General features: G+C 35.7%; 19 protein-coding genes, 6 tRNA genes and 3 rRNA genes. 1 reads left to right on the top strand and 27 read right to left on the bottom strand.

What is annotated here, in order from left to right; translation table 11 throughout:
- Nucleotides 1-8 precede the first annotated feature (8 nt).
- From ACNMOQ_RS02675 to ACNMOQ_RS02555, 25 genes are all read right to left on the bottom strand, one after another.
- Complete coding sequence (locus ACNMOQ_RS02675) at nucleotides 9-311, bottom strand: metal-sensing transcriptional repressor (protein ID WP_016998501.1); 303 nt, start codon at nucleotides 309-311, stop codon at nucleotides 9-11.
- Nucleotides 312-509: 198 nt separating this feature from the next.
- Entirely contained in the window at nucleotides 510-2,312 is a 1,803-nt protein-coding gene (glmS, locus tag ACNMOQ_RS02670) for a glutamine--fructose-6-phosphate transaminase (isomerizing) (protein ID WP_064205297.1), read from the bottom strand.
- Nucleotides 2,313-2,797: 485 nt separating this feature from the next.
- Complete coding sequence (gene glmM / locus ACNMOQ_RS02665; RefSeq protein WP_416350225.1) at nucleotides 2,798-4,150, bottom strand: phosphoglucosamine mutase; 1,353 nt, start codon at nucleotides 4,148-4,150, stop codon at nucleotides 2,798-2,800.
- A 23-nt stretch (nucleotides 4,151-4,173) separates the two neighbouring features.
- Entirely contained in the window at nucleotides 4,174-5,109 is a 936-nt protein-coding gene (locus tag ACNMOQ_RS02660; protein WP_016998505.1) for a CdaR family protein, read from the bottom strand.
- A complete protein-coding gene (cdaA, locus tag ACNMOQ_RS02655; protein WP_016998506.1) occupies nucleotides 5,110-5,916 on the bottom strand; it encodes a diadenylate cyclase CdaA in 807 nt (268 codons plus the stop codon).
- A 134-nt stretch (nucleotides 5,917-6,050) separates the two neighbouring features.
- Nucleotides 6,051-6,956: an arginase gene (gene rocF / locus ACNMOQ_RS02650; protein ID WP_218688296.1), complete on the bottom strand. Its 906-nt coding sequence runs from the start codon at nucleotides 6,954-6,956 to the stop codon at nucleotides 6,051-6,053.
- A 223-nt stretch (nucleotides 6,957-7,179) separates the two neighbouring features.
- Nucleotides 7,180-7,252: transfer RNA gene (locus ACNMOQ_RS02645), tRNA-Lys, on the bottom strand.
- 3 nt (nucleotides 7,253-7,255) lie between these two features.
- Nucleotides 7,256-7,330: transfer RNA gene (locus tag ACNMOQ_RS02640), tRNA-Gln, on the bottom strand.
- A gap of 4 nt (nucleotides 7,331-7,334) precedes the next feature.
- Nucleotides 7,335-7,418, bottom strand: a tRNA-Tyr gene (locus ACNMOQ_RS02635).
- 21 nt (nucleotides 7,419-7,439) lie between these two features.
- Nucleotides 7,440-7,515: transfer RNA gene (locus ACNMOQ_RS02630), tRNA-Val, on the bottom strand.
- 9 nt (nucleotides 7,516-7,524) lie between these two features.
- Nucleotides 7,525-7,596: transfer RNA gene (locus tag ACNMOQ_RS02625), tRNA-Glu, on the bottom strand.
- Nucleotide 7,597: 1 nt separating this feature from the next.
- Nucleotides 7,598-7,672: transfer RNA gene (locus tag ACNMOQ_RS02620), tRNA-Asn, on the bottom strand.
- A 16-nt stretch (nucleotides 7,673-7,688) separates the two neighbouring features.
- Nucleotides 7,689-7,803: ribosomal RNA gene (gene rrf, locus ACNMOQ_RS02615) — 5S ribosomal RNA — on the bottom strand.
- Between the two features lie 119 nt (nucleotides 7,804-7,922).
- Nucleotides 7,923-10,849, bottom strand: a 23S ribosomal RNA gene (locus ACNMOQ_RS02610).
- A gap of 279 nt (nucleotides 10,850-11,128) precedes the next feature.
- Nucleotides 11,129-12,684 (bottom strand): 16S ribosomal RNA (locus tag ACNMOQ_RS02605).
- Together the 16S, 23S and 5S rRNA genes with 6 tRNA genes alongside form the textbook arrangement of a ribosomal RNA operon.
- 421 nt (nucleotides 12,685-13,105) lie before the next feature.
- Nucleotides 13,106-13,753 carry a KinB-signaling pathway activation protein gene (locus ACNMOQ_RS02600; RefSeq protein ID WP_135022045.1) on the bottom strand — a complete coding sequence of 216 codons (648 nt, stop codon included), beginning with the start codon at nucleotides 13,751-13,753 and terminating at the stop codon, nucleotides 13,106-13,108.
- A gap of 15 nt (nucleotides 13,754-13,768) precedes the next feature.
- The gene (locus ACNMOQ_RS02595) at nucleotides 13,769-14,830 is read right to left on the bottom strand and encodes an Mrp/NBP35 family ATP-binding protein (protein WP_016998985.1); all 1,062 of its coding nucleotides are present in this window, start codon (nucleotides 14,828-14,830) and stop codon (nucleotides 13,769-13,771) included.
- A gap of 138 nt (nucleotides 14,831-14,968) precedes the next feature.
- Entirely contained in the window at nucleotides 14,969-16,438 is a 1,470-nt protein-coding gene (locus ACNMOQ_RS02590; RefSeq protein WP_416350224.1) for an MDR family MFS transporter, read from the bottom strand.
- Between the two features lie 70 nt (nucleotides 16,439-16,508).
- The gene (locus tag ACNMOQ_RS02585) at nucleotides 16,509-16,976 is read right to left on the bottom strand and encodes a SepA family multidrug efflux transporter (protein ID WP_016998983.1); all 468 of its coding nucleotides are present in this window, start codon (nucleotides 16,974-16,976) and stop codon (nucleotides 16,509-16,511) included.
- 42 nt (nucleotides 16,977-17,018) lie between these two features.
- The gene (gene sdrM / locus ACNMOQ_RS02580; RefSeq protein ID WP_103269456.1) at nucleotides 17,019-18,350 is read right to left on the bottom strand and encodes a multidrug efflux MFS transporter SdrM; all 1,332 of its coding nucleotides are present in this window, start codon (nucleotides 18,348-18,350) and stop codon (nucleotides 17,019-17,021) included.
- Nucleotides 18,351-18,353: 3 nt separating this feature from the next.
- Nucleotides 18,354-19,943 carry an amidohydrolase gene (locus ACNMOQ_RS02575; RefSeq protein WP_064211666.1) on the bottom strand — a complete coding sequence of 530 codons (1,590 nt, stop codon included), beginning with the start codon at nucleotides 19,941-19,943 and terminating at the stop codon, nucleotides 18,354-18,356.
- 181 nt (nucleotides 19,944-20,124) lie between these two features.
- The gene (locus ACNMOQ_RS02570) at nucleotides 20,125-20,532 is read right to left on the bottom strand and encodes a TipAS antibiotic-recognition domain-containing protein (protein ID WP_016998980.1); all 408 of its coding nucleotides are present in this window, start codon (nucleotides 20,530-20,532) and stop codon (nucleotides 20,125-20,127) included.
- Nucleotides 20,533-20,788: 256 nt separating this feature from the next.
- On the bottom strand, nucleotides 20,789-21,031 hold the full coding sequence (locus tag ACNMOQ_RS02565; RefSeq protein WP_103269459.1) for a hypothetical protein: 243 nt from the start codon (nucleotides 21,029-21,031) through the stop codon (nucleotides 20,789-20,791).
- Between the two features lie 10 nt (nucleotides 21,032-21,041).
- Nucleotides 21,042-21,740: a PAQR family membrane homeostasis protein TrhA gene (gene trhA / locus ACNMOQ_RS02560; protein ID WP_016998978.1), complete on the bottom strand. Its 699-nt coding sequence runs from the start codon at nucleotides 21,738-21,740 to the stop codon at nucleotides 21,042-21,044.
- A gap of 13 nt (nucleotides 21,741-21,753) precedes the next feature.
- Nucleotides 21,754-22,941: a UTP--glucose-1-phosphate uridylyltransferase gene (locus ACNMOQ_RS02555; RefSeq protein ID WP_103269460.1), complete on the bottom strand. Its 1,188-nt coding sequence runs from the start codon at nucleotides 22,939-22,941 to the stop codon at nucleotides 21,754-21,756.
- Nucleotides 22,942-23,122: 181 nt separating this feature from the next.
- Between ACNMOQ_RS02555 and ACNMOQ_RS02550 the strand changes: the two genes are divergently transcribed.
- The gene (locus tag ACNMOQ_RS02550; protein WP_016998976.1) at nucleotides 23,123-23,275 is read left to right on the top strand and encodes a hypothetical protein; all 153 of its coding nucleotides are present in this window, start codon (nucleotides 23,123-23,125) and stop codon (nucleotides 23,273-23,275) included.
- A gap of 136 nt (nucleotides 23,276-23,411) precedes the next feature.
- On the opposite strand, the gene ACNMOQ_RS02545 is transcribed toward ACNMOQ_RS02550, so the two are convergent.
- Together ACNMOQ_RS02545 and ACNMOQ_RS02540 are read right to left on the bottom strand one after the other, a co-directional pair.
- Nucleotides 23,412-23,903 (bottom strand): metal-dependent hydrolase, encoded by a 492-nt coding sequence (locus ACNMOQ_RS02545; protein ID WP_016998975.1) that lies wholly within the window; start codon nucleotides 23,901-23,903, stop codon nucleotides 23,412-23,414.
- A gap of 282 nt (nucleotides 23,904-24,185) precedes the next feature.
- A complete protein-coding gene (locus ACNMOQ_RS02540) occupies nucleotides 24,186-24,884 on the bottom strand; it encodes a hypothetical protein (RefSeq protein ID WP_218708775.1) in 699 nt (232 codons plus the stop codon).
- Nucleotides 24,885-24,978: the final 94 nt, after the last annotated feature.

The following is a 24,978-nucleotide window of genomic DNA, read 5'->3' as shown; positions in this document are numbered from 1 at the left end:
ACACCTCCTTATTTAGAAAATTGTTTAAGAACACTCATTAATTCATCTATTGTTTCTTCGCCTTCGCCTTTTTGGATAGCATCTGTAACACAATGTTTAATATGACGTTCTGTTACTGCGAACCCAACATTCTTAAGTGCAGACTGTATAGCACTAATTTGAACGAGTATATCCACACAATAACGGTCTTCTTCAACCATACTTTGAATACCTCGTACTTGCCCTTCAATACGTTTTAATCTATTTAATACTTTCTCTTTTTCTTCTTTAGTTCTTGGTGTTACAGGATGATCATGTAAAAACTCTCCCATATACTCACGTCCTTTCTTAATTAATACTATACCCCCCTAGCGTATATTTTTCAAGTTTTTTGTTTATAAAATTAAATATGATACATAATTTTCTATAAAAAAGATCTATTAGTCCAACCGCGGCAATGATTACTGGCAATATAAAAAAAGAGCCGGAGACATTGATTATGTCCCAGACTCTTTAAAAACTAAAATATATTATTCAACTGTTACTGATTTAGCTAAGTTACGTGGTTTATCTACGTCACAGCCTCTGTGAAGCGCTGCGTAATAAGAAACTAATTGTAGTACTACTACTGAAACAAGTGGTGATAATAATTCATGTACATGTGGGATTACATAAGTATCCTCATCATGTTCTAATCCTTCCATAGAAATGATACAAGGATTAGCTCCACGTGCTACTACTTCTTTTACATTACCACGGATAGATAAGTTAACTTTTTCTTGAGTAGCTAATGCAATAATTGGCGTACCTTCTTCAATTAAAGCAATTGTTCCGTGTTTCAACTCTCCTCCAGCAAATCCTTCTGCTTGGATATACGAAATTTCTTTAAGTTTTAAAGCACCTTCTAAGCCAACATAGTAATCCATCGTACGACCAATGAAGAATGCGTTGCGAGTTGTTTCTAAGAAATCTTTAGCAATTTGTTCCATTTTAGAAGCATCATCGACGATAGCTGTAATAGCTGTCGTTACTTTTGCAAGTTCTGGTAAAATATCAACACCTGTTTCTTTACCATGAGCATTTGCTACAACTTGTGAAAGAATCGCTAATACTGCGATTTGAGCTGTATATGCTTTTGTAGAAGCAACAGCAATTTCAGGACCTGCATGTAAGATTAATGTATGATCCGCTTCACGAGATAAAGTAGAGCCAGGAACATTTGTAATCGTCAGTGCTTTATGACCAAGACGTTTCGCTTCAACTAATACTGCACGACTATCTGCTGTTTCACCTGATTGTGAAATAAAGATAAATAATGGTTTCTTAGATAGTAATGGCATATTGTAAACAAATTCTGAAGCTACATGTACTTCCGTAGGTACTTCAGCCCATTTTTCGATATATTCTTTACCTACTAAACCAGCATGATAACTTGTACCACAAGCTACAATGTATATTCTATCTGCTTGTGCAACATCATCGATAATTTCTTTATCGATTTTTAAGTTACCTTCATCATCTTGATAATTTTGAATAATGTTACGCATAACTGCAGGTTGTTCATGAATTTCTTTTAACATGTAATGATCGTAAGTACCTTTTTCAACATCTGATGCATCAATTTCTGCTTTATAGCTATCTCTATCGATAACATTGCCTTCTTGATCTTTAATGATTACTTTATCTTTTTTCACTATTACAATTTCATTATCTACTAACTCTTTATAAGTATCTGTGACAGCTAGCATCGCAATTGCATCTGAAGCAATAACATTGAAGCCATCTCCAACACCAACTAATAATGGTGATTTATTTTTAGCAACATAAATAGTTTCTGCATCTTGTTCATCTAATAAGCCTAATGCATAAGAACCATGTAGTAATGATAATACTTTATTAAAAGCTTCTTCAGTTGTTAAACCTTCATTTGAAAAATGTTCAATTAATTCTACAATTACTTCAGTATCAGTATCTGATTTAAATGTTACACTTTGTAAAAATTCATTTCTTAATTGTTCATAGTTCTCTATTACACCATTGTGTACTAAAGTAAAACGACCTGATGTTGATTGGTGAGGGTGTGCATTTTCGTAGTTAGGTACACCATGTGTTGCCCAACGAGTATGTCCAATCCCAATATTTCCATCAAAATCATTATCTGCAACTTTACGTAATTCAGCAATTCTACCTTTTTCTTTAAATACTTTTATTTCTTCTTCGTTACGAACAGCAATACCTGCTGAATCATAGCCTCTATATTCTAATTTTTCTAATCCTCTAAGTAATAATTCTTTTGCATTGGCTGTACCAATATATCCGACGATTCCACACATAAATTAAATTCCTCCAATTTTAAATAAGCGGTTAGACAACTTCAAAAAGTGTCCAGTCGCTTTCAGTACGTTATTGACTTCATGGCTGTTTCAATGACTTTGGACATACAGTCACCCATATGCTTTAACCATTGAACTTTCGAATGAGCCACATCCGGGATAGCATCCGCCGATAATTCGATAACCATCCTCCTCGTCAACAAAAGCGAAATTATTCATTCAACATGTATCTGAATATACACGCATCTTTAGTCATAATTCCCTTTTGTTCAGGCGCTATAAGTTTCCTTATTTTGATAAACCTCACAATCCTCCTTTAGTGAACTTTCTTTATTCTACAATGAATCTCAGTATTGTGCAATTATATCACTATATATATCAACTTATTTTATAAATTTATATTAAATGAACTTGTGATAATAATTTATAATAAAAAACGGTTGAGCCATAAAACATATGACTCAACCGCTTTTATATTCATTTAATTATTCAATTCCCATTTCTCTTTTAACAACTTCTGCAATACTATTTACATATCTTTCAGCATCTTCTTCAGTTTTAGCTTCTACCATTACACGAACTAACGGTTCTGTTCCAGATGGACGTACTAAAATACGGCCTTCTCCATTCATTTCAACTTCAACTTTTGTAATAATTTCTGCAACTTTAGTATTTTCTTCAACACCATACTTATCAGAAACTTTTACATTGACTAAACGCTGAGGATATTTTTTCATTTTACTTGCTAATTCGCTTAATGATTTACCCGTTCTTTTAACGATGCTTGCTAAATGTACACCTGTTAGTAAACCATCACCTGTTGTATTATAGTCCATTAATACGATATGGCCAGATTGCTCGCCTCCAAGACTATAAGAACCTCTTCTCATTTCTTCTACAACATATCTGTCGCCTACTTTAGTTTTGTCGGATTTTATACCTACTTCTTCTAAAGCTTTATAGAAACCTAAATTACTCATTACTGTTGATACAACCATATTATCTTTTAATTCACCTTGTTCAGCCATATCTTGCGCTAAAATGAACATAATTTGGTCACCGTCTACTATTTGACCTTTTTCATCAACCGCTATAATTCTGTCTCCATCACCATCAAATGCTAAACCAAAATCTGCTTCGTACTCTACAACTGCATTAGATAATTCTTCAGGATGTGTAGATCCAACATTTAAATTAATATTATAGCCATCCGGTTTACAACCAATTGTCTCACTAGAGGCTTCTAAATCTCCGAATAAATAAGGAGCTAGAGAATATGTAGCACCGTGCGCGCCATCTAATACAATTTTAAGCCCTTCTAAGTCTCCATCCACTGTTGACTTAATATAGCTCATATATTTTTGAGCGCCTTCGAAATAATCAGATATATGATTTAATTCGTTACCTGTAGGTCTTGGTAAATTATCTTCAGTTGAATCTAATAATTTTTCTATTTCTAATTCTTCATCATCAGTCAGCTTGAAACCATCTGGTCCGAAGAATTTAATACCATTATCAGCTACTGGATTATGAGAAGCACTAATCATAACACCTAAATCTGCTTCTACTTCTTTAGTTAAATAAGCTACACCTGGTGTTGAAATGACACCTAATCTCATAACTTCTGCTCCTATTGATGATAGACCAGCAATTAAAGCAGATTCTAACATTTCTCCTGATACTCGTGTATCTCTACCTACTAATACTTTCGGGTTTTCGCTATTATGCTTTTTAGCTAAAACATATCCACCAAATCTACCTAATTTAAAAGCAATTTCAGGAGTTAATTCAGAATTCGCTACTCCCCTTACACCATCAGTACCAAAATATTTGCCCATTTGTAATTCTCCTTTTATTTCCATTAGTTTTTAGAAGTTTTTATTTTTGCTTCGACTTTGTTGAATTCGGCTTCGTCTATATCATCAGGTAAATTTAAATCTACCTTTTTCGTTGTATCATTATCGATATCCGATACATCTACTGGCACATCTATTGAACTAATACCATCTAATACATTACGTGAACCGTATATTTTAACTTCTGATTTATCTAAACTTATATCGTCAATATTTGTGTTTTTTGAAGCAGATCCTTTTGTGACAGGATTTAAACTTACTGTTTTACTCGATCTCGCAACTTTAATGTTTACATTAACGGTATCAGGTCTAATTTGAACATCTAATTTGTTCAAGTTACTATCTAGTACGCTAATGCCTGCTTTCTCAGTTGTATCATCAGTAAGTTGTTTATTCTCATCTAATGTTGCCTTTACATATGCGATTTTATTTAATTCTTCTTGACCACCAGTAATCGTTATTTGTGATGGATTAACTGTTTCACCTAATAATTCATAACCGGAAGCGATTCTATTTTGATTGATTTCAGCTTCGATTGGGAATTTCTTAGATACTTTTTCTTGTAAAGAAACAGTTGTGGTTTTCGGAATAACTTGATAATTCAAATCTTTGTTTAATCCTTTTACTTTAAAGCTTTCTTTATATTCTCCTACTGATTTATTCTTTAGATTAAGTTCCACCTTAAAATTAAGTAATTTTTCTGTTTTTAAGATTGTAGATTGTGGTCCTGAAACTTTAACATCTACTGTCTTAGGTGCACCTGATAAGTATAATTCTTTAGAATTGTAAACTGTTTCAACAGGAACATCCTCTATAACATGATCAGAATTTTTTAACGTTGTTTCGTTAAATAAACTACCAAATACATTATTAACAGATAAGAACATGACTAAAGCTAGTACTAATGCGACAAAACGTAATCCCCATTTAGATTCTAGCATCTACTTCACATCCTTTCTGCTTTGAACAGAACCAAACCAATGCTCAACTAGTAATTCTCTAAAAGTATCACTAGATATTTCTTTTCTTAATTTACCATCAAATGAAACAGAAATCGACCCCGTTTCTTCAGATACAACTACTGTAAATGCATCTGAAACTTCAGAGATACCTACCGCCGCTCTATGTCTAGTACCTAAACTTTTAGATATTTTTTGACTATCTGATAATGGTAAGTAACTTGCAGCTGTAGCAATCTTTTGTTCTCTAATAATCATAGCCCCATCATGTAATGGTGTATTAGGAATGAATATATTAGTGAGTAGCTCTTGAGTAATATCAGCGTTAATAGGGATGCCCGTCTCTATGTAATCCTGCAAACCTGTTTCTTTCTCAAAGACTATGAGTGCACCTATACGTCTCTTAGCCATGTATTGAACAGCTTTATCGATACTATCAGTTAGACGTTCTTGTTCAGCAGAGGTCGTTACATTTACGCGTTTAAACAAGCTACCTCTACCTAACTGTTCTAGAGCTCTTCTAAACTCTGGTTGGAATATAACAATAATCGCTAAAAATCCCCATTGTAATACGAAGTCAAATAATAGCGTTGTTGTTGTTAAATTTAAAAAATCACTTACTGTTCTACCAATTATGATGAAAAATATACCTTTTAATAATTGTATCGCTTTTGTACCTTTCACTACTGTAATAATTAAGTACAATACATACCATACAATAATCAAATCAAGTATACCTGTTATAACTTTTATGGCACTTAAATCGCCAAAAATGTCAGGTAACTGCATAGTATCTCCTCCATATTTCGTTAACCTATTATTTATTATATCAATTTTTCAGTTATATTGTTAATTTAAATAAAAAAGAAGTCTCTATAATTAGAGACTTCTTTATTTATAATGATTTTATTCATAATTGTCAATTATAATAGTTTTTCACCAAAAAATGAACCCATTAATCCAATCGCTAATCTAGCTGTTTTATTATATTCATCAATAAGTGGGTTTACTTCTACTAAGTCAGCAGAAACAATCAATTTAGATTCATGCAACATTTCCATCGCAAGATGACTTTCTCTATATGTAGCTCCACCAGGTACAATTGTTCCTGTTCCTGGTGTTTCAACAGGATCTAAAGCATCAACGTCTAGCGATAAGTGAATACCATCCGTTTTATCTTTTAGATATTCTATCGTTTCTGAAATGACTTGTCCCATACCTAACCTATCAATATCAGCCATAGTATATGTTAAAATACCTGCTTTTTTTATGTACTTTTTCTCGCCTTCATCTAAATCTCTCATACCTATTAATACGACATTTTCAGGTTTAACTTTATTTTTATATCCACCAATGTTTGTCAGTGCTTCATCACCTTCACCAATCAATGCTCTTAATGGCATACCGTGTATATTTCCGCTAGGAGAAGACTCTAACGTATTTAAATCACCGTGTGCATCGTACCAAATCACGCCTAAATTTTCATAGTGTTTACTAATACCAGCTATAGAGCCTATTGATAAAGAATGATCTCCACCTAGTATGAGTGGAAAGTGACCTTTTTCAACGGTTTCATTCACAGATTCGTATAAATTATTTGAAAAAGCAATTACTTCCTCTAAATTACGAAGACCTTTTTGTTCACTTTTATATTTCTTCATGTCTAGAACTGGTGATTGAACATTACCTTTATCAATTACTTCATGTCCAATATCTTCTATTCTCTCTATTAAACCAGCATATCTTAATGCATCCGGTCCAAAGTTAACACCTAATTTACGTTGACCAAAGGCAGTGGGTGCACCAATAATTTCAATACGTTTACTCATATTTTAAATCCCCCTTAATTGTCATTACTATTATATTCTAGTATATGTAAGCACTTACATCAAGGTATATAAGGGTTTATGGATATTATTAATATATTACAAATATTTATTCATATATGTATATAGAAACGCCTTTGCAACAATATCCTAATACATATACATGTATATGCAAAAACGCTTAAAAACAAAAAAGACATTAGTGAAATCACTAATGTCTTCAATATGAGCCATAGAGGATTCGAACCTCTGACCCTCTGATTAAAAGTCAGATGCTCTACCAACTGAGCTAATGGCTCTAATGGCTGGGCTAGCTGGATTCGAACCAGCGGGTGACGGAGTCAAAGTCCGTTGCCTTACCGCTTGGCTATAGCCCAACAATGGTGGAGGGGGGCAGATTCGAACTGCCGAACCCTAAGGAGCGGATTTACAGTCCGCCGCGTTTAGCCACTTCGCTACCCCTCCAGCTTATTTAGTTATTAGAAATGGTGGAGAATGACGGGTTCGAACCGCCGACCCTCTGCTTGTAAGGCAGATGCTCTCCCAGCTGAGCTAATTCTCCATATAAAAATGACCCCTACGGGACTCGAACCCGTGTTACCGCCGTGAAAGGGCGGTGTCTTAACCGCTTGACCAAGGGGCCATGGCTCCACAGGTAGGATTCGAACCTACGACCGATCGGTTAACAGCCGATAGCTCTACCACTGAGCTACTGTGGAATAATACTAATAATTTGCCCGGCAACGTCCTACTCTCGCGGAACGTAAGCCCAACTACCATCGGCGCTAAAGAGCTTAACTTCTGTGTTCGGCATGGGAACAGGTGTGACCTCTTTGCTATCGTCACCAGACAAAGTACTTGCTTGAGACAATTGATAAACAATTGCTCTTCGCATTGTTATGAGAATGTATTGCACATTCAAAACTAGATAGTAAGCAGATTTTACGGCGCAAAACCGATTTTAAAAATTTGATTAAGTCTTCGATCGATTAGTATTCGTCAGCTACACACATTACTGCGCTTACACCCCGAACCTATTAACCTCATCATCTTTGAGGGATCTTATAACCGAAGTTGGGAAATCTCATCTTGAGGGGGGCTTCATGCTTAGATGCTTTCAGCACTTATCCCGTCCATACATAGCTACCCAGCTATGCCGTTGGCACGACAACTGGTACACCAGAGGTATGTCCATCCCGGTCCTCTCGTACTAAGGACAGCTCCTCTCAAATTTCCTACGCCCACGACGGATAGGGACCGAACTGTCTCACGACGTTCTGAACCCAGCTCGCGTACCGCTTTAATGGGCGAACAGCCCAACCCTTGGGACCGACTACAGCCCCAGGATGCGATGAGCCGACATCGAGGTGCCAAACCTCCCCGTCGATGTGAACTCTTGGGGGAGATAAGCCTGTTATCCCCGGGGTAGCTTTTATCCGTTGAGCGATGGCCCTTCCATGCGGAACCACCGGATCACTAAGTCCGTCTTTCGACCCTGCTCGACTTGTAAGTCTCGCAGTCAAGCTCCCTTGTGCCTTTACACTCTGCGAATGATTTCCAACCATTCTGAGGGAACCTTTGAGCGCCTCCGTTACTCTTTAGGAGGCGACCGCCCCAGTCAAACTGCCCGCCTGACACTGTCTCCCACCATGATCAAATGGTGCGGGTTAGAAAGTCAACACAGCCAGGGTAGTATCCCACCAGCGCCTCCACGTAAGCTAGCGCTCACGCTTCTAAGGCTCCTACCTATCCTGTACAAGCTGTGCCGAATTTCAATATCAGGCTACAGTAAAGCTCCACGGGGTCTTTCCGTCCTGTCGCGGGTAACCTGCATCTTCACAGGTACTATGATTTCACCGAGTCTCTCGTTGAGACAGTGCCCAAATCGTTACGCCTTTCGTGCGGGTCGGAACTTACCCGACAAGGAATTTCGCTACCTTAGGACCGTTATAGTTACGGCCGCCGTTTACTGGGGCTTCGATTCGTAGCTTCGCAGAAGCTAACCACTCCTCTTAACCTTCCAGCACCGGGCAGGCGTCAGTCCCTATACATCACCTTACGGTTTAGCAGAGACCTGTGTTTTTGATAAACAGTCGCTTGGGCCTATTCACTGCGGCTCTTCAAGGCTTGCACCTTAAAAAGCACCCCTTCTCCCGAAGTTACGGGGTCATTTTGCCGAGTTCCTTAACGAGAGTTCGCTCGCTCACCTTAGAATTCTCATCTTGACTACCTGTGTCGGTTTGCGGTACGGGCACCTATTTTCTAACTAGAGGCTTTTCTTGGCAGTGTGAAATCAACGACTCGTCGGATTCATGATCCAACTCCCCATCACAACTCAACCTTACGAGTGCCGGATTTGCCTAACACTCAGTCTTGTTGCTTGGACGTGCACTCCAACAGCACGCTTCGCCTATCCTACTGCGTCCCCCCATCGTTCAAACAATCATAGGTGGTACAGGAATATCTACCTGTTATCCATCGCCTACGCCTATCGGCCTCGGCTTAGGTCCCGACTAACCCAGAGCGGACGAGCCTTCCTCTGGAAACCTTAGTCAATCGGTGGATGGGATTCTCACCCATCTTTCGCTACTCACACCGGCATTCTCACTTCTAAACATTCCACATGTCCTTGCGATCATGCTTCAACACGTTTAGAACGCTCTCCTACCATTATCCTTACGGATAATCCACAGCTTCGGTAATATGTTTAGCCCCGGTACATTTTCGGCGCAGTGTCACTCGACTAGTGAGCTATTACGCACTCTTTAAATGATGGCTGCTTCTAAGCCAACATCCTAGTTGTCTGGGCAACGCCACATCCTTTTCCACTTAACATATATTTTGGGACCTTAGCTGGTGGTCTGGGCTGTTTCCCTTTCGACTATGGACCTTATCACCCATAGTCTGACTCCCAAGTTAAATTATTTGGCATTCGGAGTTTGTCTGAATTCGGTAACCCTAGAGGGGCCCCTCGTCCAAACAGTGCTCTACCTCCAATAATCATCACTTGAGGCTAGCCCTAAAGCTATTTCGGAGAGAACCAGCTATCTCCAAGTTCGATTGGAATTTCTCCGCTACCCACACCTCATCCGCTCACTTTTCAACGTAAGTCGGTTCGGTCCTCCATTCAGTGTTACCTGAACTTCAACCTGGACATGGGTAGATCACTTGGTTTCGGGTCTACGACCAGATACTCATTCGCCCTATTCAGACTCGCTTTCGCTACGGCTCCACATTTACTGCTTAACCTTGCATCAAATCGTAACTCGCCGGTTCATTCTACAAAAGGCACGCCATCACCCATTAACGGGCTCTGACTATTTGTAAGCACACGGTTTCAGGTTCTATTTCACTCCCCTTCCGGGGTGCTTTTCACCTTTCCCTCACGGTACTGGTTCACTATCGGTCACTAGAGAGTATTTAGCCTTGGGAGATGGTCCTCCCAGATTCCGACGGAATTACACGTGTTCCGCCGTACTCAGGATCCACTCAGGAGAGAAATAACTTTCGACTACAGGACCTTTACCTTCTATGGTTGGCTTTTCCAAAACCATTCGTCTAATTATTTCCTTTGTAACTCCGTATTGAGTGTCCTACAACCCCAATAGGCAAGCCTATTGGTTTGGGCTATTCCCGTTTCGCTCGCCGCTACTCAGGGAATCGAGTTTTCTTTCTCTTCCTCCGGGTACTAAGATGTTTCAGTTCTCCGGGTGTGCCTTCTCACATACTATGTATTCATATGTGGATAACATGACATAACTCATGCTGGGTTTCCCCATTCGGAAATCTCTGGATCAAAGCGTACTTACAGCTCCCCAAAGCATATCGTCGTTAGTAACGTCCTTCTTCGGCTTCTAGTGCCAAGGCATCCACCGTGCGCCCTTAATAACTTAATCATGTAAATCCTTAGTTAAGCACTGTGTATCGAAGATACAACCATGTTTAACTAACCTTTACCAGTTATTAATCTGTGATGTCGTCTAAAAAGACGACGCGCGATTATTAAGCTTGTTGAATTTCGTTAAAAATTCACTCGGTTTTTTGCTTGGTAAAATCTATTTGCTTACTTATCTAGTTTTCAATGTGCAATGTTGAATGTCAAATAAACATTCAAAACTGAATACAATATGTCTCCGTTATTCCATGACCTCATGGTCATTCCGTAATATCCTTAGAAAGGAGGTGATCCAGCCGCACCTTCCGATACGGCTACCTTGTTACGACTTCACCCCAATCATCTGTCCCACCTTCGACGGCTAGCTCCTAATAAAAGGTTACTCCACCGGCTTCGGGTGTTACAAACTCTCGTGGTGTGACGGGCGGTGTGTACAAGACCCGGGAACGTATTCACCGTAGCATGCTGATCTACGATTACTAGCGATTCCAGCTTCATGTAGTCGAGTTGCAGACTACAATCCGAACTGAGAATAATTTTATGGGATTTGCTTGACCTCGCGGGTTCGCTGCCCTTTGTATTATCCATTGTAGCACGTGTGTAGCCCAAATCATAAGGGGCATGATGATTTGACGTCATCCCCACCTTCCTCCGGTTTGTCACCGGCAGTCAACCTAGAGTGCCCAACTTAATGATGGCAACTAAGCTTAAGGGTTGCGCTCGTTGCGGGACTTAACCCAACATCTCACGACACGAGCTGACGACAACCATGCACCACCTGTCACTTTGTCCCCCGAAGGGGAAAACTCTATCTCTAGAGCGATCAAAGGATGTCAAGATTTGGTAAGGTTCTTCGCGTTGCTTCGAATTAAACCACATGCTCCACCGCTTGTGCGGGTCCCCGTCAATTCCTTTGAGTTTCAACCTTGCGGTCGTACTCCCCAGGCGGAGTGCTTAATGCGTTAGCTGCAGCACTAAGGGGCGGAAACCCCCTAACACTTAGCACTCATCGTTTACGGCGTGGACTACCAGGGTATCTAATCCTGTTTGATCCCCACGCTTTCGCACATCAGCGTCAGTTACAGACCAGAGAGCCGCCTTCGCCACTGGTGTTCCTCCATATCTCTGCGCATTTCACCGCTACACATGGAATTCCACTCTCCTCTTCTGCACTCAAGTTCCCCAGTTTCCAATGACCCTCCACGGTTGAGCCGTGGGCTTTCACATCAGACTTAAGAAACCGCCTACGCGCGCTTTACGCCCAATAATTCCGGATAACGCTTGCCACCTACGTATTACCGCGGCTGCTGGCACGTAGTTAGCCGTGGCTTTCTGGTTAGGTACCGTCAAGACTTGTTCAGTTACTAACAAATTTGTTCTTCCCTAACAACAGAGTTTTACGATCCTAAGACCTTCATCACTCACGCGGCGTTGCTCCGTCAGGCTTTCGCCCATTGCGGAAGATTCCCTACTGCTGCCTCCCGTAGGAGTCTGGACCGTGTCTCAGTTCCAGTGTGGCCGATCACCCTCTCAGGTCGGCTACGTATCGTTGCCTTGGTAAGCCGTTACCTTACCAACTAGCTAATACGGCGCGGGTCCATCTATAAGTGACAGCCGAAACCGTCTTTCAACATTGAACCATGCGGTTCAATATATTATCCGGTATTAGCCCCGGTTTCCCGGAGTTATCCCAGTCTTATAGGTAGGTTACCCACGTGTTACTCACCCGTCCGCCGCTAACATCAGAGAAGCAAGCTTCTCATCTGTTCGCTCGACTTGCATGTATTAGGCACGCCGCCAGCGTTCATCCTGAGCCAGGATCAAACTCTCCATAAAAGAAGTAAGCTTGATTAGCTCTTGTTGATTGGTTAAGCCAATCACTCTTTGAAGTACTTTCAGTACTCAAATTATTGGAATTAACGTTGACATATTGTCATTCAGTTTTCAATGTTCATTTAAATAAATGTTCAAACAATATTGTACTAAAAACAAAGATTGTTTTCAACTTATTTTTCTTAACTATTTTTTAACACGTTTATAAATATATCGCATTTACAACGTCTTAACAAGAGTCAATTTTACACTTTCAATAAAAACTTTATTTATTGTTTTGTGTGTTTCGCCTGTCGTTTTCGGCGACTTTTATATAATATCAAGTGGCCAATAAAAAGTCAACGATATTCCTTAAAATTTTTACAAAAAATTAAAAAACACAAATTCGGATTGTAAATCATCCATAAATTTGTGTTTTTCTTCTCTATTTCGTCTTTTTGGTACTTGTACCTTTAATTTTTTCTTTCTTTTTTCTTTCTTCCAAAGATAGTTCATTATATTTGGGTAACATTATTAATTGATATGAATTACATAATAAAAGTCCAAATATCGTTAAATAAATCCAACTAGTATCCTCAACTCTTAAAAATGGGATTAATTCTACAGTTGTCATAACTATCATAAAGAACATAGAAGGAATCCATAAGTTCTTTTTAGATTGTTTATTTTTGATATTACTTGTAATAATTGCAAAAATAATTACAACAATAGGTAACCATATGAATGAAATAATTTGATCCGTGCCACCAAATCTTAAAAATCTAAAATAAACGAGGTCAAAAATCGCAAATACAGTTACAACGATTTGTACATGTGGCCATATCTTACCAAATATACCTATACCTAACTGATTGATAAACAAATAAATAAAATATGCTAGCTGACTTATTGTTGCAACCAGTAAGCCTACAACAACAAACCATATCGATGCTGCTACAAATTCGCCAACTTCTCCAGCGACTAAATATTTAGTTACTTTATCATATCCAAATATCAATGAAGATATATATGTAACAATTACACCGATTAACAGAGTATTCCTATAAAATTGTATTAAATATTTAAGAGTCACTAACTTACCTCCGTATTATGATTCCGTTGTAATATCAATAACATTTTCAGCTATTTGATCATAAATTTTGCCTAGTGGTTCATGAGAACCATAAATAGAAGGAGAGAAATTCTCTTCATTCCATTCTGGTTGACTCAACGGTAATTCTCCTAATAATGGCGTTTGTAACTCTTGTGCTAATTTAGCACCGCCACCTTTACCAAACACATATTCCTTATTTCCAGTTTCTTTACTTTGGAAATATGACATATTTTCTATGACACCTAGTATTGTATGTTCAGTATGTTTAGCCATAGCTCCAGCTCTTGCTGCAACAAATGCTGCGGTTGGATGAGGTGTTGTCACTATTATTTCCTTACTAGAAGGTAACATCGTATGCACGTCGAGTGCCACATCGCCCGTGCCTGGAGGTAAATCTAAGATTAAATAATCTAATTCTCCCCATTTAACTTCTGTGAAGAAACTAGTAATCATTTTACCTAGCATTGGACCTCTCCAAATTACAGGTGCGTTTTCTTCAACAAAGAAAGCCATAGAAATAACTTTAACACCTTCTCTTTCTACAGGTATGATATGCTCCCCTTCTACTTCAGGTTTTTCCTGAATACCCATCATATCAGGTACACTAAAACCATAAATGTCTGCGTCTACAAGACCAACTTTTTTTCCTTGTCTTGCTAATGATACTGCTAAGTTTACGGCAATAGTTGATTTACCAACTCCACCTTTACCAGAAGCTACTGCTATAAATTCAACTGGATTATCTTTAGATAATAATCCTTCTATTGTTTGTTCTTCCATTATTCCTTTGAATTTTTCTAATGTTTCTTCAGATAATTCATCGAAACGTATTCCAACAGTTTTAGCACCGTTGTCTTTTAATAGGTCTACAATTTCCATTTGTAAATCAAGTTGCGGTTGTCCACCCATCTTGGCAATCGCTATTTTAACACTAATGTGTTCTTTTTCTTCTTTAACGCTAACTTCTACAATTCCACCAGTTTCTTTAATTGGTACATCTACTATCGGGTCGTGTAACTCCCCTACTAATTCTTTAACCTGTTCTACAGATAACAATGCTACTACTTCCCTTCTTCTTGTTAATCTATTCGTATCATATTCAGTGTAACAAAAAATATAGATTAATTGTTAGTTTATTGTTCAAAAAAAGCAGGCGAGACATTAATTAAATGTCTTAGCCTGCTTCTTTTAAATTTAATTTGAATGATTTGGAATTCTTGTATTTTGGTGTTTGTTCTCTGTTTTTATAAACATAGAAAGAACTATACCAAAAAATACAATTACAGTTAATACTAGGAATGCAGTATTAATACCGTGTATCATTGCTTGAGATTGCAATATCTCAGCTTTATTTCCAGCGCTTGCCGCTTCAAATTGTTCTTTTGATGGGTTAAAGTTTTTAGCACCAATTGACATGATTGTTACTAATATACCTGTACCGATCGAACCAGAAATTGTACGTAATGTATTCATCATAGCAGTACCATGTGATAATAAGTCGTTTGGTATTGCATTTAAACCAGCTGTATTTACAGGCATCATTATCATCGATACGCCGAACATTCTAATAGTATATACTACAATTAAATATACTAATGAAGTGTCTGTACTCATAAATGCCAGCATAAACGTTGTAATCGTTATAATTGTAAAACCTGTTATCGCTAACCATTTAGCACCATATTTATCGAATAATCTACCTGTTACAAGTGACATTACACCAGTAATAATTGCCCCAGGTAATAATAATAAACCGGAAATGAGCGCTGAATATCCTCTAGCATCTTGCATATACATTGGCATTAATAAAGATGGTCCTATTAAAGATATCATAGTAAATACACTCATAACTGTAGTTAAAGCGAATGTTTTATATTTAAACACTCTGATATTTAATAATGGATTTGTTAATTTTAATTGTCTTGTTAGGAATATTACGATTGTCACTATACCTATTATTAATGAAACAATAACAGTTAGTGATGAAAAGCCCATCGATCCTGCACTACTAAATCCATATAAGAGGGCACCAAACCCTACTGTTGATAATATAATTGATGGTACATCTAAATGAACATCTTTTGGTTTAGAAATATTAGTTAAATATTTCGCTCCAAAACTCAATGCTACTACTGCAAATGGAATGATTGAATAAAACGGACTTCTCCAACTAAAATTATCAACTAAGTAACCTGATAAAGTTGGTCCTATTGCAGGTGCGAATGAAATAACAAGACCTGCCATACCCATTGCAAAACCACGTTTTTCTTTAGGGAATAAATTAAATAGTACGAATTGCATAAGTGGCATCATAACGCCTGCGCCCATCGCTTGAAGTACTCTTGCTAACATTAAAACACTAAAAGTAGGTGCTAAAGCAGCAACTACCGTACCTATCGTAAACGATAGCATCGCCATTAAATAAAGTGGTCTCGTATTAAATTTGTCCATTAAAAATGCAGTGGCAGGTATCATAACACCATTGACTAGCATGAATCCTGTCATTAACCATTGCCCTTGGTTAGCATCAATATTTAAATGCACCATGATTTCAGGTATCGCTGTGTTTAATAAAGTTTGGTTTAAAATAGCCACGAAAGCACTGACTAACATGACAGCGACAACTAAATTTCTTTTACCTTTTGAAATATCCTGAACGTCCATGGTTTCATCTCCTTCTAAATATACCTTAGCTATTATGCACTAATTTATTTCGGAAATCAAAATAAACGTTCTATTTATTTAAATTTTTACTTTCTGGATAGAATATTTCAGTACAGATGTACAGAATCGTGATTATGATCAAAATCACCCAAAAATCAATTTTAATTTGAGAATAGTAAATATGAACGCAAAAATAAAACATAACGGTGCTCACCGATATCGTTAATAAGTGAAATGTCATACCTTTAAAATAAGGGTTATCATTTAATTTGGTTTTAAACCTATCTAGCAACAATTCAATGGCTACTAAAGTGAAATATCCGAATAGTATATAACTGCCGTAATAAATTAAATTGTCAATCATGCTTTTATTATAGTTAAACTCTGCTAAACCATAATATATAAGTATTCTGCTTAATCCAAACATACCAAAGGAAAGTAGCACGATAAATATAGCACCAGATATAGTAAATATACCTACGATAGCTAGTATCGCTAGCAAATGAAAAATATCAAAGCGTTTGTTTTTTCTTCTCATAAAGCGCTACTCCTTTTAAATATGTTTACATACAAATTAAATCTAACTTTTAACTTCTTTAAAAATAATCGCCCATACAAATGTTAATATCACTACAATTAACATGATGTATAACATAATATTTTGAATACCATATACTAAAAATGGGACGTTTAATGCAAATATAGATGCAACAATTAATGATCCTGTTGTACTTCCGATTGTTTTGAACAATGTATAAATAGACATCATTGAACCTAAATGTTGAGGTGGTGACTCTTCTTGAACAATTACGACATCTTTTGTATATACCGTTCCAAATGAAGTTCCCATTACAAATACAGCAAAAGGTATAATCGCAATCATTTCAACACCTGTTAAGATGGCAAACGCCCCTACAAACATTGCTAAGAATGCTAACATATAAATAAATTTCAAAGCCAACTTATCTAATTTACCTAAAACAAAAGTAATAATTAGCCAACCTACAGACATAGGGAAAATGAGTAGTCCACTTTGCAATGGCGTAAAGTCTTGTTCATTTTGTAGGTATATAGGCATAAATATAGTGTATCCCATCAGCATTGTTGAATAAATCAAATCTGTAAATAATACGAGTATTATTTTCTTATTAATAGATGCTATCGGAACAAATGGATTTTTAACTTTCTTTTCAACTTTAAATAGTAAAAATATAAAAACAATTAAAGTAACAATACTTAGTATTCTTACTATGGAAGGAACTTGTTCAGAAACAATACACAAGAAACTAGCAACAGCTCCATAGAATACAATTAGGCCTTTATAATCCAATCTCGTTTTTTCAATTGTATCTTGTTCAAAATTAAAATACTTAATAACAAGCCACATTGAAATAAGAGCGATTGGAATATTGATATAGAATAAGAAACTCCAGTTTAAGGATTCTAATATTGCGCCACCAAGTAATGGTCCTACAATACTAGAAATACCCCAAACACTTCCTACTATTCCCATCACTTTATATCTTCTAGGTATAGGGAAAGCAAGTTTAGGAACGACTTGGCCAAGTGTCATCATCACACCTGCTCCCATACCTTGAATAATTCTAGAAAAAACTAAAAGTGTAAAACTTTGCGTTATTTCTGTAAGTCCACAAAGTATACTACCTATAATAAAGGTGGAGATACCTAGTAAAACAACATACTTAATATTTATTCTCTTTACTAACTCACCAACTATTGGTGTCATGAATACAACTGCCATTAAATAAACAGTAAATATCAATGCTACTTCTGTACCAATACCAAAATCTTTTTGCATCGTTGGTGTAGCCAAAGAAACAATAGATGTTTCAATAGCGCTCATAAACATGATTAATACAAGCGCTAATACAATGCCTTTATTTTTAGTCATAATTTACTCTCTTTCATATACAATTTCCCCATTTACAACTGTTTTTGTTGCCTGAATTGTAGCTAATTCTTTTTTATCAATTTCAAATGGATTTTTATTTAATACTGTGAAGTCCGCTTCATAACCTGCTTTAATCAACCCAGTTTTCTCAGTAGTTTGAGCTATCTTACTCGCCTGAGTTGTATAAAGACCAATTGCATCAAAAACAGGTAAAGCCTCCTCAATAAAATATGCACCATCTTGTCCATATGATTGTCTATTAACAGCAGCATGAATCCCTAAAATTGGATTAGGTATTTCTATCGGAGCATCTGAACCTCCACCTATTATAATATTACGTTCCAACATTGATTTAAATGGATATAAATACCTCGCTCTTTCTGAACCTACTTTGTCTTCAACCCATGGAAAATCGCTTGTTATAAATTGTGGTTGAACGTCACATATAACAGGTAATTTTGAAACACGTTCTAATAATTCTTCATTTAACGTACTAATATGGATTAAACGGTCTCTTAAGCCGTTTGGAACTGGATTGTTTTCTATCGCATCCAATACCATTTCGCAAGCCCTATCTCCTATCATGTGAACAGCTATAGCACCATTATGCTTTCTTGCAAGTTTTACTTTCTCATCTAGAGCTTCCGGTGTATAAATAGCTAGACCATAATTTTCCCCGCTCGGATCATTCGAGTAAGGTTCTTTCATTAATGCTGTACTCCCACCGAATGCCCCATCAGCGTAAAACTTCATCGCGTCTGGCTCTAGCCAATTTTCTACAAATGTAGCACCGTCTTGTATCATTTGTTCATACACACTAAAATGTCTTAACAGTCTAACTTTAAATGGTTTTTGATGTTGTTTATCTCCTATAACTGTTTTATATGCGTTTAATACATCTTTATAATCATTATAATAACCTAAATCTTCAGTATGTGCGCCAGTCACGCCAAATTGATATAAATAATCAACAGCATTTGTTAAATGTCTAGTTAAAGATTTTTCATCTTCAGTCATGGAAAGTTCTTCAAAAGGTTCCATTGCAGTATCGTATATCCACCCTGTTAACTCGCCGTTTACTTTTTCATATGATCCACCTTCAGGATTTTGAATATGATGATCAATATTTAATAATTCTAAAGCTTTAGAATTAACAAAAGCAGCATGTCTACATACACGTTTTACGATAACAGGATTGTCTTTACATAGTTCATCTAAATCATGTTTATTCAAACGTATACCATCAAGTAAATTTTCATCATAGCCTTCAGCAACAAGCCATTCACCTTCAGATAATTTTTCAGCTTTTAATTTGATTTTATTTTTAATTTCTTCAATATTCGTTTCTCCATTTAAAATTACGGAAGACAACCATACACCAGTTCCCATCACATGGATATGCGTTTCCACAAACCCTGGAAACATTGTTTCGCCTTTTAAATCAATAACTTCGTATTCTTTTTCATTTATTCGATTTAAATCATCTTGGTCCAAAACTTTTTCAACCTTGTTCTGATTAACAATTACGCCTTTATATGTATCATCAGGATTTATCATTGTATAGATTGTGCCATTTTTGAAAAGCTTTTTCATCATATCCATCTCCTTGTAAAATTGCTCTTACGCTAATTCTACATATTAAACCAAAAAAAATACAACGATAAAAATAATAAAACCAATTAAAATAACAATCATTCTTGGCGTTCAGCATAGTTAAAAGCTTTTTAAAAGCTGAACACCAAGTAATCAAGTTTATTAATTGGTTTAAATTTGTTTAATTTTCTAGTACATGCCTAACAGCTGTGATAAGCACTCTTGATCTTTCTTCCCCGAAATACTCTCTAAATCTTGCATCTTCATCATACATCTCCACCATTTCAAGATGTCTTTCTTCTGTATAAGTCGGCCAGCTATATGTTAACCATTCTTTGTGTAATTCTGTTGCTTTTTGCTGTCTTTCTAAAGTAGCTCCATTATCAACAATTTCATCCAGTTGTTTAAACAAGTCATTTTCTATCTCATTTTTGCTTTGAATTTCATCTTGAGACATATCTACATATTTATCATCCGCCTGATCGATATTCTCGTGACCAAATCTTTCTTCTACTTGCTCGCCTTGTTTTTCTTCATTTTCATTAAGTACCTCTCGATGGAACGCTTCATATTTTCTTTCTTTTGTCATCTTTAAAGCCCCCTTCTATTTCAAAAATAGCTTATATATATGTTTTACCCATTTTTTAAAAAGTTAATGAAAAATAAGAAAGGAGAGCAGGACAGAATCCTTATTTTTTAAAAAGATTCCGTAGTCCCGCTCCGGCAAGGATGACTAGGTTTGAAAAGTTTAATATAAGCGCATTTTCCAGTCAGCTACTGCCAATATAACAAAAGAGTCTGAGACAATTTTTATGTCTCAGACCTTTTCATTAATATTTTATATTTTATTTTAATCGTCTATCTTCATCGGTTTTTATATGTTCATTAAATTTTTGTTGGTTATTTCTTTTTTGATGTTTGATCAATAAAATCATGACATAAAGTAAACAAAGACCAAATATAAGGGAAATGACACCCATGAATTGTAAACCGCTTGCTCTACCATCACTAAATACAAAGTAATAAAAGAAATAGCATTGAATCATTATAATAATTGTCAAAACAATATAATACAAACGGTAATTCATGACTTACCTCCTACATAAAGTACATTATTGCAATGAAATGAAATATGGATGCAATCAATATAAAGAAATGCCAAATCATATGGAAATACTTTTTATCTTTTTGTGCATAGAACCATGCACCAATTGTGTAACTAATACCACCGAAAAGTATAAATAACATAAATAGAAGAGATGTTTTATTAATAATAGACGGTAGCATAAGAACACCCATCCATCCCATTATTAAATACATTGATAAACTCAATTTATGATTAACATTTTTAGCAGTAGATTTATAAACTATGCCCCATATTGTTATGCCCCATTGGACACCCATTATGACCCAACCTAACCATCCGCCTACTAGAGACAATGCGATAGGTGTATATGTTCCACATATTGCAATGTAAATCATACTATGATCTATAATTCGCATAATATATTTCTGCGGAGACGAAGTAGACATAGAATGATAAACTGCTGATGATAAGAACATAAGCATGATACTAATAATATAAATAGACACACTTGTTGATTTTAGTGCACCATCTTGTATATAACTTGCAACTGCTGCATATGGTAAAAAGAATAACAGTATAAAAGCTGGTACTCCATGTGATACTGCATTTCCCACTTCTTCTCCAAAGGAAAGAGGCATAATATCTTTAAAGGCCTCTTTCACTTTTCCTTCTTTTTTGTGATGAGATTTTGCATTACTAGACTGTTCCATTCACTTACCTCTTTTACAATAATTGATTTGCTTCTAGATCTTGTTGTGCTGTTTCTATACTATCTTTTCCTTCTTTATTTTTTAATGGACTAAATTCTTCTTTTCTATCTACTTGTAGTGTAGCAAATGAATTTGCATATTGGAAAATATCAAAATAAAATAATTCGAATTTTAAAGTTTCTTTTTCTATTACACTAAAATCTTCATCTATTTGCTTAAGGTTTTTAATCGCTAAGTGATAAGGAAGTGGTTTAGAAGCCGCTTCAATTAAGAAATCTAATTTAAAGGCATGAATTCCAATATTAGCGTTTTCTAATTTATTAACCTCACCTTCAGGTAATTCTGAATACTCAAGGACTTGTTTTTTATCATCAATAGATACTATACGACCTACTTTTTCGTCTGGATATGCTTGTACTGATTTAGTTGTAATGTCACAATCCTTTTCTTTTATAAAACCGGCAAATTCTGGATCTAATACTTTAACTAGCACATTATCAATATTATTTAAGAATAAGTATTCTACACCATTGTCTTTCATTTCATTTAATAAATTAGCTTTTTCTAATGATTTAAAAACGCCACCGTTTCCATTCGGGGTACGCATAATATGTTTATCTTTATCTAATACAAGTTCCCCCTCTGTTGATAGGGCTACAACATGGTCTTGTTTGAAAAAGTGGATATAAGATTCATCATAACCAAAATAATTATTTTCTAAAAAGAAAGATAGTGTATCTTTATGATTAATATCACTCGTCATGATGTACCAATGAATAGGTGTTCCAGTTTCTTCGAATAATTTATTTAACTGTTCTGCTTGTCTTTCAAATAAACTTTTATCATTAAATGAGAAAGTGCCCTTAGGTGCTTTATGACCTAAACGCGTGCCTTGGCCACCAGCCATAAGTAAAACTGCAAATTTACCTTCTTTAATTGCACTTAAACCTAATGAGCGGTACTCTGCTAATTTCTCTTCAGGTAAGTTTTCTTTAATGTCATAATTAATTTGTTCTACATCATCTGCTATTTCAATCATTTTTCTATTTACATAAACATCTTCATATAATTTATCTACTTCATCTAGATCTATTCTGTCCATATCTATGTGTAGCTGTTCTTTTTCGCTTTGGCTCATCATTTTACAATATTCTAAAATGTGACCTTGCCCGTGTTGCTTTAAGATTGTTTCATCTAGCATTTATAATACCTCCAAAATTTGACTCATTATCATTATACGACTTTAGAATGATTTGTCTAAAAATATCATAAAATAATTAAAATTTAAATGATTACAGAAGTAAAATATGGGTATGATATATAATGTGTAGATTCTATAACACAAATAATCCTATATCTAATAGGTCAAGGAGGATTTTATTATGAGTTTAGGAGACAAATTTAACGACGCAAAAGATCAAGCAGTTGACAAAGGTAAAGAGCAGGTAGACAAAAACAAAGACGAGTATACTGAAAAAGGTAAAGATTTTGCCAAAGACAAAGGTAAAGATCTTAAAGACAAATTCAGTAAATAACATAAGTATTATAAAACAGTCCGAGGCATATATAAATGTCTCGGACTGTTTCTTTAATATAGGCAAGGGTGACTATGAAATATTTTTACTAAAAGGAGATTTCCACCCCACTCCCTTCACTTTTAAATATCTATTTTTATAAAAATAATCTATAAATATCTTTCCACCATAATACCACTGTAATAGCGGTAAATGCTGTTGAAAGACTTAAATCAACTACTCCGCCTGTCCTAAATACAAAGGGCATTTTTACAGATATATTAATTGGATAGAATAATTTTACGCCTCTAGGTGTAAGCATATCTAAAATAATATGTGATAGCATCCCCATTATAATAGATACTAAATATGGCTCAGGAGCTTCAATTGCCTTTAACCCCCAAAATATTAAAAATAGAAATAGTAATGAATGTGTAAAAGTCCTATGTCCAAAAATTGTGCGTATAATTAAACTTAAAGGAAAAAGCTTTCTACCTATATTGCTTTTAAAATGACAAATATCTGGTACTAAACTAGCCACTCCACATAAACTGACAATTGTAAAAGACGTAAAGATATCCTCTCCATAATAAATACTTAATGATGACCCGATGAATATACCGCAAGCTAGATGTGTTTTTCCCGTCATATTAGTTTTCCTCGTTTCTATAAATTTCTTTATTAATTTTAACATAATAAAGCGAACAAGTATACGAACACTTTGTGACTTTGTTGTGATTTAAATCACGGTAGAAAAGATTTATTGACAATTATGTGAATTAAATCACATATTCATTGATTTCTATATAACACTTGGTACAATAACAGTGTAAGTCATATTAAACATAACCCTATACCATTGTTGAAATAACCCCCTTATTTCACACCAAAAAGCGCTCGTCAAAATTGACGAGCGCTTTTTGGTTAATCATTAACTTGCTGCTTTATTTTCATTTTGTTGATTATTTTGCAGATTAGACTGTTTGGGTTCTTGCTCTGAGTCATTATTGCTATTTTGTCTATTCAAATCTTCATGAGATTGTTTATTAGAGTCATCTTCTGAAGAAGGTGTTTCCTGACTTGGAGTATTATCTCTCGATTGATTACTCTGTTCGTTAGGAGACTGTTGTTGATTGTTTTCATTAGTGTCCTGATTTTCTTCAGGTAATTGACAGCCCTCATCATTACATAAATACCCATCATGACTTAAATTTTGCCAAGCTCGAGTAAATTCAATTGTGTTTTCAACTTCATCACACTCCGCTTGAGAGTCACCTTGATTCAATAAACAATTTCTTGCTTTTGAATAAGTCTCAGTATCAAATTCACTTTCCCCTGAATTACGATTCGGTTTAACACCATTAACATTTTCTTCAATCGGAATTTCTTCCGATGATTCATTTTCGTTATTAATAGCTTCATTATTATTCTGATTTGTATTTTCGTTCGTTTCTGTTTCTTGACTACTATTTTTCTCAGTCGTCTTTTCTTCCGTTGTTTTTTTCTTATTTGCGTTCGTTTCTGAAGTTTTTTCGTCTTGGTTTGATTTATTTGTATTCGTAGAAGTTTCATTATCACATGCTACTAGAAACATTAAGCAAACTGCTAAGAGACCATATATCCATTTCATAGAATCACTCCTGGGCCTTTTTGCTTTATTTTCCTTGCTACTCATAAAAGACACTTCTTTCTTATAAAATAATTGAGCATTAATTAAAACATAA

The sequence above is a fragment of the Mammaliicoccus lentus genome (assembly GCF_947036595.1).
GTDB classification, from domain to species: domain Bacteria; phylum Bacillota; class Bacilli; order Staphylococcales; family Staphylococcaceae; genus Mammaliicoccus; species Mammaliicoccus lentus.
Note: the sequence above shows the minus strand (reverse complement) of the source record. Positions and strands in the feature narration are given on the sequence as shown.